This is a genomic window from Streptomyces sp. NPDC090741 (genome assembly GCF_044769045.1).
Taxonomy (GTDB): Bacteria; Actinomycetota; Actinomycetes; order Streptomycetales; family Streptomycetaceae; genus Streptomyces.
Genome location: NZ_JBIVXF010000013.1, coordinates 181,847 through 194,303 on the forward strand (window position 1 = coordinate 181,847; position 12,457 = coordinate 194,303).

Sequence of the window (12,457 nt, forward strand, 5' to 3'; positions counted from 1 at the left end):
TCGGGTGCGGGTTGCGGAACTCCGTGTTCATCTTCCCGTGCTCCGGCGGGGCCCGCAGAGTGATCATCGCGATGCTTTGCATAAACCTGCGGCGATACGTATAGTCATGCCATCGAGGAGGAGGGTCCGATGGTGGTACGTGTAGCGGTGGCCGGAGCGAGCGGGTACGCGGGCGGCGAAGTCCTGCGCCTGCTGCTCTCCCACCCCGAGGTGGAGATCGGCGCGCTGACCGGCAATTCCAACGCCGGGCAGCTCTTCGGCAGCCTCCAGCCGCACCTGGTGCCGCTCGCCGGCCGGACCCTGGAGGCGACCACGCCCGAGGTCCTCGCCGGCCACGATGTGGTCTTCCTGGCCCTGCCTCACGGGCAGTCCGCCGCCGTCGCCGCCGAGCTCGGCGAGGACGTCCTCGTCGTCGACATGGGCGCCGACCACCGGCTCAAGGACTCCGCCGACTGGGATGCCTTCTACGGAGCCCCGCACGCCGGCACCTGGCCGTACGGGCTCCCCGAGCTGCCCGGTTGCCGCGCCGCGCTGGAGGGGTCCAAGCGCATCGCGGTTCCCGGGTGCTTCCCGACCGCCGTCACCCTCGCCCTGTTCCCGGCCTACGCCGCGCAGCTGGCCGAGCCGGAGGCCGTGATCGTCGCCGCCACCGGCACCTCCGGCGCCGGCAAAGCGCTCAAGCCGCACCTGCTCGGCTCCGAGGTCATGGGATCCGTCAGCCCGTACGGGGTGGGCGGCGGGCACCGGCACACCCCGGAGATGGTGCAGAACCTGAGCCCGATCGCCGGGCAGAAGGTCTCGGTCTCCTTCACGCCGACCCTCGTGCCGATGTCGCGCGGCATCCTGGCCACCTGCTCCGCCAAGGCCCTCCCCGGCACCACCGCCGACGCGGTGCGCGCCGCGTACGAGAAGGCGTACGCGGACGAACCCTTCGTGCACCTGCTGCCCGAGGGGCAGTGGCCGGCGACCTCGTCCGTCCACGGTTCCAACGCCGTTCAGATCCAGGTCGCGTACGACGGGTCCGCCCGGCGGATCATCGCGATCAGCGCCATCGACAACCTCACCAAGGGCACTGCCGGTGGCGCGGTGCAGAGCATGAACATCGCCCTCGGCCTCCACGAGGGCCTGGGTCTTTCTTCGATCGGAGTCGCACCGTGAGTGTCACGGCAGCACAGGGGTTCACCGCAGCGGGTGTCGCGGCCGGGATCAAGGCGAACGGCAACCCGGACCTGGCCCTCGTGGTCAACAACGGTCCGCGGCAGGCCGCGGCGGGCGTCTTCACCTCCAACCGCGTCAAGGCCGCACCCGTGCTCTGGTCCGAGCAGGTCCTGCGCGGCTCCGTCGTCAGCGCGGTCGTCCTCAACTCCGGCGGCGCCAACGCCTGCACCGGCCCCAAGGGCTTCCAGGACACCCACGCCACCGCCGAGAAGGTCGCAGAGGCGCTCGGCGGCGAGCACAACGCCGGCGAGATCGCCGTCGCGTCCACCGGCCTGATCGGCGTCCTGCTCCCCATGGACAAGCTGCTCCCCGGCATCGACACCGCCGTCGCGGCCCTCTCCGCCGACGGCGGCGAGGACGCCGCCATCGCCATCAAGACCACCGACACCGTGCACAAGACGGCCGCCGTCAGCCAGGAAGGCTGGACCGTCGGCGGCATGGCCAAGGGCGCGGGCATGCTCGCCCCGGGTCTGGCCACCATGCTCGTCGTCCTCACCACCGACGCCGACGTGGACAGCGCCACCCTCGACAAGGCGCTGCGCTCCGCCACCCGCACCACCTTCGACCGGGTCGACTCCGACGGCTGCATGTCCACCAACGACACGGTGCTGCTGCTCGCCTCCGGGGCCTGCGGCCAGGTGCCCGTGTACGAGGCCTTCGCGGAGGCCGTACGGACCGTCTGCGACGACCTCGCCCGCCAGCTGATCGGCGACGCCGAGGGCGCCAGCAAGGACATCCGCATCGAGGTCGTCGGCGCGCTCACCGAGGGCGACGCGGTCGAGGTCGGCCGGTCCATCGCCCGCAACAACCTGCTCAAGTGCGCCATCCACGGCGAGGACCCCAACTGGGGCCGGGTGCTCTCCGCCATCGGCACCACCCGGGCCGCCTTCGACCCGGACCGGCTGAACGTGGCCATCAACGGCGTCTGGGTCTGCAGGAACGGCTCGGTCGGCGAGGACCGCGACCTCGTCTCCATGAAGGACCGCGAGGTCCGCATCACCGCGGACCTGGCCACCGGCTCCGAGTCCGCCGTGATCTGGGCCAACGACCTGACCGCCGAGTACGTCCACGAGAACAGCGCCTACTCCTCATGAGCGACGACAAGGCCGGGCAGCCCGGCTCCGGCACCGCGCGCAAGCACACCGCCCTGCCCAAGGCGCAGATCCTCATCGAGGCCCTGCCCTGGCTCACCCGCCACAACGGCAAGGTCGTCGTCGTCAAGTTCGGCGGCAACGCCATGATCGACGAGGACCTGAAGGCCGCCTTCGCCCAGGACGTGGTCTTCCTGCGCCAGGCCGGCCTCAAGCCGGTCGTGGTGCACGGCGGCGGCCCCCAGATCAACGCCCAGCTCGACAAGCAGGGCCTGGTCAGCGAGTTCAAGGCGGGCCTGCGCGTCACGACCCCCGAGGCCATGGACGTCGTACGGATGGTCCTGGCGGGCCAGGTCCAGCGCGAGCTGGTCGGGCTGCTCAACCAGCACGGGCCGCTCGCCGTCGGCCTGACCGGCGAGGACGCCCACACCATCACCGCCATCCGGCACACCCCGGAGATCGACGGCGAGCTCGTCGACATCGGCCGGGTCGGCGAGATCACCGCCATCGACACGGGTGCGATCGAGGCGCTGCTGGCGGACGGCCGGATCCCGGTCATCTCCTCCATCGCGCGCAGCGCCGACGACCACCACGTGTACAACGTGAACGCCGACACGGCGGCCGCGGCGCTCGCCGCCGCGCTGGGCGCCGAGACGCTGATGGTGCTCACGGACGTCGAGGGCCTCTACGCGGACTGGCCGAGCAGCGACGAGGTCATCAGCCGCCTCACCGTCAGCGAGCTGGAGAAGCTGCTGCCCGAGCTGTCCAGCGGGATGGTGCCCAAGATGGAGGGCTGCCTGCACGCCGTCCGCGGCGGGGTGAGCACGGCCCGCGTGATCGACGGGCGGGTGCCGCACTCGATCCTGCTGGAGATCTTCACCGACGAGGGAATCGGCACGATGGTCGTGCCCGACGCACAGCCCGACGCACAGGGAGGGGAACCCGCGTGACCGGCAACCAGGACTACGCCGCCCGCTGGCAGGGGGCGCTGACCAACAACTACGGAACGCCCGCGCTGGCCCTCGTACGAGGCGAAGGCGCCCAGGTCTGGGACGCGGACGGCAAGCAGTACACCGACTTCGTGGGCGGCATCGCGGTCAACGCCCTCGGCCACGCCCACCCGGCGATCGTCGAGGCCGTGACCCGGCAGGTCTCCACCCTCGGCCACGTCTCCAACCTCTACGCCTCCGAGCCGGTCCTCGCGCTCGGCGAGCGGCTGCTCCAGCTCTTCGGCCGCCCCGGCCGGATTTTCTTCTGCAACTCCGGGGCCGAGGCCGTCGAGGCCGCCTTCAAGATCGGCCGGCTGACCGGGCGGACCCACATGGTGGCCACCGACGGCGGCTTCCACGGCCGGACGATGGGCGCCCTCGCGCTCACCGGCCAGCCGAAGAAGCAGGTCCCGTTCCTGCCGCTGCCCGGCGAGGTCACGCACGTCCCGTACGGCGATGTCGAGGCCCTGCGGGCCGCCGTCACCGAGGAGACGGCCCTCGTCGTCATCGAGCCGATCCAGGGCGAGAACGGTGTCGTCGTACCTCCGGCCGGATATCTGACGGCCGCCCGGGAGATCACCCGGGCCACCGGCACCCTGCTCGTCCTGGACGAGGTGCAGACCGGGATCGGGCGCTGCGGCCACTGGTTCGAGCACCAGGCCCACGAGGGTGTCGAGCCCGATCTCGTCACGCTCGCGAAGGGTCTCGGCGGTGGACTGCCGATCGGCGCCGTAGCCGCCTTCGGGCCGGCCGCGGAGCTGCTCCAGCCCGGCCAGCACGGCACCACCTTCGGCGGGAACCCCGTCGCGTGCGCCGCCGGCCTCGCCGTCATCGACACCATCGCCACCGAGGGACTGCTCGACCGGGTCAAGGCGCGCGGGGAGCGGCTGCGCTCCGGAATCGAGGGCCTCCGCGAGGGGAACGGCCACCCGCTGGTCTCCCATGTCCGTGGTGAGGGCCTTCTCCTGGGTATCGTGCTGACCGGGCCGCTCGCACCGCAGGTGCAGCAGGCGGCCCAAGATGCCGGCTTCCTGGTCAACGCGCCCGCCCCCGACGTCGTACGGCTCATGCCCCCGTACGTACTCTCCGAGGCCGAGGCGGACGCGTTCGTCCGGGCCCTGCCCGGCATTCTCGACGCAGCCAACGGGGACGGACACACCGGGGAATGAGACGACGATGAGCCACGCGCAGGACCACGAGGAGTGGGGCTCCCCCCGGACCGAGTCCGGGGGAGGGCCGTCCGTTCCGCAGACCCGCACCGCCCGCCACCGCCGGATCGTGGACATCCTCAACCGGCAGCCGGTCCGCTCGCAGAGCCAGCTGGCCAAGCTGCTCGCCGACGACGGGCTGAGCGTCACCCAGGCGACGCTCTCCCGCGACCTCGACGAGCTGGGCGCGGTGAAGATCCGCAACACCGGCGGCGAGCTGATCTACGCGGTGCCCAGCGAGGGCGGTTTCCGCACCCCGCAGGCGCCGCTCGGCGAGTCGGCCAAGGAGGAGCGCATGCGGCGCCTCTCCGGCGAGCTGCTGATCTCGGCGGAGGCCTCCGCGAACCTCGTCGTCCTGCGCACCCCGCCGGGCGCGGCCCAGTTCCTCGCCTCGGCGATCGACCAGGCCGAACTCCGCGAGATCCTCGGCACGATCGCCGGCGACGACACGCTGATGCTGATCAGCCGTGACCCGTCGGGCGGCCAGGCCCTGGCGGACCACCTGCTGAGGCTGGCCCAGAAGGAGAGCTGACCGCCCCGGGGCGACGGATTGACGGTCAGTCCGTCAGGTCCCGTCGTCCTGGGCGGACATCCGCCTGCGCCCCCGGCGTCGCCGCAACCGTGGCCGCCGGCGCCGTGCAGCGATTCCGGCCGGTGTTCAGTAGCGGGTGACGGCGAGCGGTCCTTCCTGCGTCCCGATCGCGATGTGCGGGCGGCGGCGCGGGTCGGCCCAGCGCAGGACCGCGCGCATCGCCCGCTCCGGCACGGACACGCAACCGGCCGTCGCCCCCTTGCCGTTGACGTGCAGGAAGATGCCCGCGCCGCGGCCGTGCACCGGCTCCTCGTAGTTGAAGCCGATGACCAGCGCGTGCGCGTACTGCTTCTCGTACGTGACCAGGTGCTCCGCCTCGCCGGGCGCGCAGTCGGCGGGCAGCGGTTCGGTCCACCGGTTGTACGCGGCCGACGCGTTGTCCTGGCACCACCAGGAATCGGGCGTCACCCGGCGGTAGCGGAACTCCGTCCCGGCCGGCGCGTGCCGGATCCCGAAGGCGTAGGGGAGCTCGTACAGGCCCGTCGGCGTGGTGTTCGTGCCCTGGGTGCGGGTCGCGCCCTCGGTCAGGCCGTTCGCGCCGAAGCGCGCCTCGGCGCTGCCGGCCTCGTACCAGTGCCCCGCCCAGCGGTCCCACCAGGTCAGCCGCCCGGTGGTGGATCCGGGTGCGGGCGCGACGGCGGTGATGAGCTGGCTGCCGCCGCCGGTGTCGGCGAGGCGGGCGGGCAGCGGCGCGGACCCGTACGAGCCCTGCGCGAGCAGGCTGGTGACGATCAGTGAGCCGGTGGCGAGAGCGGTACGCAGCACATGTCAGACGGTACGGGGCGGAAGGGGCAGCGGCAGCGCAGGCAGGCCGTCCACACTCGATCCGATGAACTCCTTCTTCTCGCAGTACGCACCGAACTCCTCGTCCGTCTTGCGGCCGAAGTACTCCGCGTGGAGGGTGCGCTCGCCCTGGTACTCCATGAACGGGACGGCGTATCCGCACACATCGGCGATCCTGCGGGCGTGCACGACGATGATCGCCCGCGCCGAGGGCCCGTCGGCCGCCCCGAACAGACCGATCAGCTCACCCCAGCGGGGGTCGTCGCGGAAGACGGCCTCGCCCTCGCCGTGGATGCGCACGATGTTGGGCGGGCCGCTGAACGCGCACCACATCAGTGTGATCCGGCCGTTCTCGCGGACGTGGGCGATGGTCTCGGCGCCGCTGCCGCCGAAGTCGAGGTAGGCGAGGGTCTGCTCGTCGACGACGACGAGCGTGCCCGCGCGGCCCTTGGGAGACAGGTTGACGTGGCCGTCCCCGGCGAGCGGGGCGGTGGCGGTGAAGAAGACCGGCTGCTCCTCGATGAAGGTGCGGAGCCGGCCGTCTATGCGTTCGTAGAGTTTTCCCATAGGGATCATCATCCGGTCGGGCCGGATGCCGTGCGGGGAATTCCGAGCCGTGAGCGCATCCGGCCCATGACGTACTCGCCGGACACCCCGGTGCAGCGGTCCAGCAGGGCCGCTACCTCCGGGTCGCCCTGCGGCAGCCCGGGCGGCCGGTGGGGGGACCACAGGCTCTGCACGCGCTGCGAGGCGATCCGGCGCAGCGCCGGGTCGGCGTCCGTCGGCAGCTCCACGGAGGCGCGCAGCCCGATGGCCCCGCCGGCCCGCACCAAGGGGAGGTGCCCGCGCAGCAGGGCGTCGATCGCCTCGTCGTCGGGCCCGTCGCCGGCCATCGCGGCCGGCGCCGCTTCGCCCCACAGCCGAGCCGTCGCGGGATCCCGCTGCTCCTCGCCCGCCCGCCGGGCCGGCTCCGGGATCGATTGACGAAACATACGGAACAGTGCATAGTTATGCCTACGGCTGGATGTACCGCTGGACGCACCGTAAGGAGAAGCCCGTGACCGAGCGCGTCGTACTCGCCTATTCAGGCGGACTGGACACCTCCGTCGCCATCGGCTGGATCGCCGAGGAGACGGGCGCAGAGGTCATCGCCGTTGCCGTGGACGTCGGCCAGGGCGGCGAGGACCTGGACGTCATCCGCAAGCGCGCCCTCGCCTGCGGTGCCGTCGAAGCCGAGGTCGCGGACGCCAAGGACGAGTTCGCCGACGAGTACTGCCTCCCGGCGATCAAGGCGAACGCCCTCTACATGGACCGGTACCCGCTGGTCTCGGCGCTCTCCCGGCCGGTCATCGTCAAGCACCTGGTCGCCGCCGCGAAGAAGCACGGCGCCGGCGTCGTCGCCCACGGCTGCACCGGCAAGGGCAACGACCAGGTCCGCTTCGAGGCCGGCATCCAGACCCTCGGCCCCGACCTGAAGTGCATCGCCCCGGTCCGCGACTACGCCATGACCCGGGACAAGGCCATCGCCTTCTGCGAGGCCAAGAACCTCCCGATCGCGACCACCAAGAAGTCCCCGTACTCCATCGACCAGAACGTCTTCGGGCGCGCCGTCGAGACGGGCTTCCTGGAGGACATCTGGAACGCGCCGATCGAGGACATCTACGAGTACACCGCCAACCCCGCCGAGCCGCGCGAGGCCGACGAGGTCGTCATCTCCTTCAAGGAGGGCGTCCCGGTCGCCATCGACGGCAGGCCCGTCACCGTGCTCCAGGCGATCCAGCAGCTCAACGCCCGGGCCGGAGCGCAGGGCATCGGCCGGATCGACATGGTCGAGGACCGCCTCGTCGGCATCAAGTCCCGCGAGGTGTACGAGGCCCCCGGCGCGATCGCGCTGATCACCGCGCACCAGGAGCTGGAGAACGTCACCGTCGAGCGCGAACTGGCCCGCTACAAGCGGCAGGTCGAGCAGCGCTGGGGCGAGCTGGTCTACGACGGCCAGTGGTTCTCCCCGCTCAAGCGGGCCCTGGACGGCTTCGTCGACGAGGCCAGCCAGCACGTCACCGGCGACATCCGGATGACCCTGCACGGCGGCCGCGCCGTGGTCACCGGCCGCAGGTCGGACGCCTCGCTGTACGACTTCAACCTGGCGACCTACGACTCGGGCGACACCTTCGACCAGTCCAAGGCCCAGGGCTTCATCGAGATCTTCGGTCTCTCGTCGAAGATCGCGGCACGCCGCGACCTGGCCTGAGCCCGACTCGTTACGCAGTACGAAGTCGGCCTCCCCGTAACCTCCGCGACGGGGAGGCCGACGCACATCCACGCACGCATTCTTGAGGAGCAGCAGCTGTGAGCAGCAACAACGGTGGTGACGTCCGGCTCTGGGGCGGCCGGTTCGCCGACGGCCCCGCCGAGGCCCTCGCGAAGCTGTCCGCGTCGGTCCACTTCGACTGGCGCCTCGCGCCGTACGACATCGCCGGATCCCGCGCCCACGCCCGCGTGCTCGCCAAGGCGGGCCTGCTCACGGCGGACGAGCTCGACCGCATGATCGCCGGCCTGGACCGGCTGGAGGCCGATGTCGCCGACGGCTCCTTCACCGGCACCATCGCCGACGAGGACGTGCACACCGCCCTGGAGCGGGGCCTGCTGGAGCGGCTCGGCGCCGACCTCGGCGGCAAGCTGCGCGCCGGCCGGTCCCGCAACGACCAGGTGGCCACCCTGTTCCGGATGTACCTGCGCGACCACGCCCGGATCGTCGGCGGCCTGATCGCGGACCTCCAGGACGCGCTGGTCGGCCTCGCCGAGACGCACCACGACGTGGCCATGCCGGGCCGGACCCACCTCCAGCACGCGCAGCCGGTGCTCTTCGCGCACCACGTACTGGCCCACGTGCAGTCGCTGTCGCGGGATGCGGAGCGGCTGCGGCAGTGGGACACCCGGACCGCTGTCTCCCCGTACGGCTCGGGTGCGCTGGCCGGTTCCTCGCTGGGGCTGGACCCGGAGGCGGTCGCCGCCGACCTGGGCTTCGAGCGGGGCTCGGTCGGCAACTCGATCGACGGCACGGCCTCGCGCGACTTCGTCGCCGAGTTCGCCTTCATCACCGCGATGATCGGGATCAACCTGTCCCGGATCGCGGAGGAGATCATCATCTGGAACACGAAGGAGTTCTCCTTCGTGACCCTGCACGACGCCTTCTCGACCGGGTCGTCGATCATGCCGCAGAAGAAGAACCCGGACATCGCGGAGCTGGCGCGCGGGAAGTCGGGCCGGCTCATCGGCAACCTGACGGGCCTCCTCGCCACGCTGAAGGCGCTGCCGCTGGCCTACAACCGGGACCTCCAGGAGGACAAGGAGCCGGTCTTCGACTCCTGCGACACCCTTGAGGTCCTGCTCCCGGCCTTCACCGGGATGATGGCGACGCTCACGGTCAACCGGGAGCGGATGGAGGAGCTGGCTCCGGCCGGCTTCTCCCTCGCCACGGACATCGCGGAATGGCTGGTCAAGCAGGGCGTTCCGTTCCGCGTCGCGCACGAGGTGGCCGGGGAGTGCGTCAAGGAGTGCGAGGCGCTCGGGATCGAGCTGGACGAGCTCACGGACGAGCAGTTCGCGAAGATCTCGGAGCACCTGACCCCGCAGGTCCGTACGGTCCTCAACGTGCAGGGCGCCCTCGCCTCCCGTAACGGCCGCGGCGGCACCGCCCCCTCGGCGGTCGCCAAGCAGCTCGCGGAACTGAAGGCCGACCTGGTCATCCAGCACGCCTGGGCCACCCACAAGCACTAGCAGCCGTTGCGCCCGAGGGGCGGCGGGAGCCCAGGTTCCCACCGCCCCTCGGGCGCGCCCGTTACGCCGCCCAGCGCGCCAGGGCCCCGAAGTCCGCCCGGGTCAGGCCGATCCGCTCGTCGACGCGCATCAGCAGTGCCCGCGCCGGGTGGCGCTGGTCCACGTACTCGCGGTCCGTCGCCGTGATGTCGTCGTCGATCCACGCGAACTCCCGTGCGCCCGCGTACTCCAGGACGTACTGCGTCTTCCAGAAGGTGCCGCGCGGAGCCCGCCCGTGCATCTGCGGCCAGTCGATGTACGGGAGCCTCGGCAGGCCCAGGTGCGGGCCTATCCAGTCGTTCGCCTCGTCCTTCCAGGTGGTCGCCCAGACCAGCTCGTACGAGCGCGCCAGCGCGAGCAGCTGCGGGCCGTGGGCGTTATTCAGCCAGACCCGCAGCGGCCGCCGGCTCTCGGCCTCCGTCCAGCCGCTCGGGCGCATCCGGTGGGTGGAGTACCCCTCCGGGCGGCGCTGGGCCTGGGCCGCGTAGGGGTTCAGCGGGCCGTCCACGTCGATCAGCAGCAAGGGCTTGCGCGTCATCTCGGCAGCCTTCCGTTCCGGGCGCCCGGGGGCACCCCATTTTTCCAGTGAGACACACGCGTCTCATTCGGGGTATGCTTGTCTCATGGCCATGGATCGTGACCAGGTGCTCCGCGACGCCGCAGCCCTGCTCTCCCGCAAATCGACCGCCACGATGGACGAGGTCGCCCGCGCCGCAGGAATCGGGCGCGCGACCCTCCACCGGCACTTCGCCGGGCGCGACGCCCTCGTACGGGCCCTCGAAGAACTCGGCATCCGCCAGTTCGAGACGGCCTTCGACAACGCCCGCCTCGACGAGGGCACGGCGGTCGAGGCCCTGCGCCGGCTCGTCGCCGAGGCCGAGCGCGACGCCCAGCTGCTGGCCTTCCTCGTCACCGAGAACCAGCTCTTCGAGGGCGACCAGGTCAACGAGGGATGGGCCCGGCTCGACGCGCGCGTCAACGCGCTCTTCCGGCGCGGCCAGGAGGAGGGAGACATCCGGATCGACCTGAGCCCCGCCTGGCTCACCGAGGCCCTCTACGGCCTCATCGGCACCTGCGCCTGGGCCGTCATGGACGGCCGGGTCGCCGCGAAGGACTTCCAGTACATGATCATCGAGCTGTTGCTCGGTGGCGCACGACGGAGCGTGGAGAAATGAGCCGCACGCAGCAGCTGACGCAGGAGCAGAGGACGGAGGCGAGCGGAGCCGAGGGGAACAGGGGGAGCAGGGGGCGCTGGCTGGCGCTCTCCGTGCTCGTCCTGGCCGTCCTGCTGGTCGCGGTGGACGCCACCGTACTCGGTCTCGCCACACCCTCACTCAGTGAAGACCTCAAGCCGTCCGGCACCCAGCTGCTGTGGATCGGCGACATCTACTCGTTCGTCATCGCCGGTCTGCTCGTCTCCATGGGCTCCCTCGGCGACCGCATCGGCCGCAAGAAGCTGCTCCTGGTCGGCGCCACCGCCTTCGGCGCCGTATCCGTCCTGAACGCCTACGCCACCAGCCCCGAGATGATGATCGTGGCCCGGGCCCTGCTCGGCGTGGCCGGCGCGACGCTGATGCCCTCGACCCTCGCGCTGATCCGGAACATATTCCACGACCCCAAGGAGCGCAGCCTCGCCATCGGCATCTGGGGCGCCACCGCCTCGGCCGGCGCGGCCATCGGGCCCGTCGTCGGCGGAGCCCTGCTCCAGCACTTCTGGTGGGGCTCGGTCTTCCTCATCAACCTGCCCGTGATGATCGCCCTGGTCCTCGTCGGCATCAAGCTGCTGCCCGAGTCCAAGAACCCGGTCTCCGGACCCTGGGACCTGCTCAGCGTCGCCCTCTCGCTCGTCGGCGTCATCGGCGTCGTATACGCCGTCAAGGAAGTCGCCACCCACGGCATCACCTGGGGCGTCGCGGTCTCCGCCGCCCTCGGCGCCGCGTGCCTGTACGGCTTCGTCCGCCGCCAGTTCGCCCTGCCGTCGCCGCTCCTCGACATGCGGCTCTTCAAGCACCGCGGCTTCTCCGGCGCGGTCCTCGCCGACCTGCTGACCGTCTTCGGCCTCTCCGGCCTCGTCTTCTTCCTCTCCCAGTTCCTCCAGCTCGTCCAGGGCCGCGACCCCCTGGAGGCCGGCCTGGCCGAACTGCCCGCCGCCATCGGAGCGGTGGTCACCGGTCTGATCGCCGGCCGCTACGCCCGCCGGTACTCGGTACGGTCGATCGTCACCGGCGGCCTCGCGGCCATCGGGCTCGCGCTCGGCGCGCTCACCCTGATCCACAAGGAGAGCGGCTACCCGCTGCTCGGCGCGGCCCTGCTGGTCGTCGGCCTCGGCGCCGGCTTCTCCTTCACCGTCACCGCCGACGTCATCCTCTCCAGCGTCCCCAAGGAGCAGGCCGGTTCGGCCTCGGCCGTCTCCGAGACCGCGTACGAACTCGGGGCGGCCCTCGGCATCGCCCTGCTCGGCTCCGTCGTCACCGGCGTGTACCAGGGCTTCACCGCCCCGGCCTCGGTCCCCGGGCCCGTCGCCGACGCCGCGCACGAATCGCTGGGCGGCGCCGTCGAAGCCGCCAAGGCGGTGGATCCCGCGACCGCGCAGACCATGATCGGCGCCGCCCAGGACGCCTTCGTGGACGGTCTGCGGCTCGCCTCCGGCGTGGGCGCGGCGGTGCTGCTGGCCACGGCGGTCGCGGCCTGGTTCCTGCTCAGGGGGCAGAAGCTCCAGGACGGCGTCACGCACTGATCCCCTCAAGGGGTGGTGTC

At 71.5% G+C, this 12,457-nt stretch carries 13 protein-coding genes; 9 read left to right on the forward strand and 4 right to left on the reverse strand.

Annotated elements, in window-relative coordinates; all coding sequences use genetic code 11:
• The first annotated feature begins 129 nt into the window (after positions 1 to 129).
• Genes argC through ACIQU4_RS30755 form a run of 5 tightly spaced genes read left to right on the forward strand, consistent with a single transcriptional unit; the run spans position 130 to position 5,038 of the window.
• A complete protein-coding gene (gene argC / locus ACIQU4_RS30735) occupies positions 130 to 1,158 on the forward strand; it encodes an N-acetyl-gamma-glutamyl-phosphate reductase (RefSeq protein ID WP_403737517.1) in 1,029 nt (342 codons plus the stop codon).
• Positions 1,155 to 2,312: a bifunctional glutamate N-acetyltransferase/amino-acid acetyltransferase ArgJ gene (gene argJ / locus ACIQU4_RS30740; protein WP_403737519.1), complete on the forward strand. Its 1,158-nt coding sequence runs from the start codon at positions 1,155 to 1,157 to the stop codon at positions 2,310 to 2,312. Before argC ends, argJ begins: the two co-directional genes overlap by 4 nt.
• Positions 2,309 to 3,259 carry an acetylglutamate kinase gene (gene argB / locus ACIQU4_RS30745; RefSeq protein ID WP_403737521.1) on the forward strand — a complete coding sequence of 317 codons (951 nt, stop codon included), beginning with the start codon at positions 2,309 to 2,311 and terminating at the stop codon, positions 3,257 to 3,259. Before argJ ends, argB begins: the two co-directional genes overlap by 4 nt.
• Complete coding sequence (locus tag ACIQU4_RS30750; protein ID WP_403737524.1) at positions 3,256 to 4,467, forward strand: acetylornithine transaminase; 1,212 nt, start codon at positions 3,256 to 3,258, stop codon at positions 4,465 to 4,467. The genes argB and ACIQU4_RS30750 overlap by 4 nt, the downstream gene beginning before the upstream one ends.
• A gap of 7 nt (positions 4,468 to 4,474) precedes the next feature.
• Positions 4,475 to 5,038, forward strand: a complete 564-nt coding sequence (locus ACIQU4_RS30755) for an arginine repressor (protein ID WP_385584593.1) — start codon at positions 4,475 to 4,477, stop codon at positions 5,036 to 5,038.
• A 126-nt stretch (positions 5,039 to 5,164) separates the two neighbouring features.
• Here ACIQU4_RS30755 and ACIQU4_RS30760 read toward each other — a convergent pair whose 3' ends face one another.
• Genes ACIQU4_RS30760 through ACIQU4_RS30770 form a run of 3 tightly spaced genes read right to left on the reverse strand, consistent with a single transcriptional unit; the run spans position 5,165 to position 6,873 of the window.
• Positions 5,165 to 5,860 (reverse strand): L,D-transpeptidase, encoded by a 696-nt coding sequence (locus ACIQU4_RS30760; RefSeq protein WP_403737679.1) that lies wholly within the window; start codon positions 5,858 to 5,860, stop codon positions 5,165 to 5,167.
• Between the two features lie 6 nt (positions 5,861 to 5,866).
• Entirely contained in the window at positions 5,867 to 6,448 is a 582-nt protein-coding gene (locus ACIQU4_RS30765) for a pyridoxamine 5'-phosphate oxidase family protein (RefSeq protein ID WP_403737528.1), read from the reverse strand.
• An 8-nt stretch (positions 6,449 to 6,456) separates the two neighbouring features.
• Positions 6,457 to 6,873, reverse strand: a complete 417-nt coding sequence (locus ACIQU4_RS30770; protein ID WP_403737531.1) for a hypothetical protein — start codon at positions 6,871 to 6,873, stop codon at positions 6,457 to 6,459.
• Positions 6,874 to 6,938: 65 nt separating this feature from the next.
• Here ACIQU4_RS30770 and ACIQU4_RS30775 point away from each other — a divergent pair, with 65 nt between their 5' ends.
• A complete protein-coding gene (locus ACIQU4_RS30775) occupies positions 6,939 to 8,132 on the forward strand; it encodes an argininosuccinate synthase (RefSeq protein ID WP_403737534.1) in 1,194 nt (397 codons plus the stop codon).
• 98 nt (positions 8,133 to 8,230) lie between these two features.
• Positions 8,231 to 9,661 (forward strand): argininosuccinate lyase, encoded by a 1,431-nt coding sequence (gene argH / locus ACIQU4_RS30780; RefSeq protein ID WP_403737536.1) that lies wholly within the window; start codon positions 8,231 to 8,233, stop codon positions 9,659 to 9,661.
• A 61-nt stretch (positions 9,662 to 9,722) separates the two neighbouring features.
• Here the strand turns inward: argH and ACIQU4_RS30785 are convergent, their stop codons facing one another.
• A complete protein-coding gene (locus ACIQU4_RS30785; RefSeq protein WP_403737539.1) occupies positions 9,723 to 10,238 on the reverse strand; it encodes an HAD domain-containing protein in 516 nt (171 codons plus the stop codon).
• A gap of 85 nt (positions 10,239 to 10,323) precedes the next feature.
• Between ACIQU4_RS30785 and ACIQU4_RS30790 the strand changes: the two genes are divergently transcribed.
• Complete coding sequence (locus ACIQU4_RS30790) at positions 10,324 to 10,875, forward strand: TetR/AcrR family transcriptional regulator (RefSeq protein ID WP_403737542.1); 552 nt, start codon at positions 10,324 to 10,326, stop codon at positions 10,873 to 10,875.
• Entirely contained in the window at positions 10,872 to 12,437 is a 1,566-nt protein-coding gene (locus ACIQU4_RS30795; RefSeq protein WP_403737544.1) for an MFS transporter, read from the forward strand. Before ACIQU4_RS30790 ends, ACIQU4_RS30795 begins: the two co-directional genes overlap by 4 nt.
• Positions 12,438 to 12,457 lie beyond the last annotated feature (20 nt).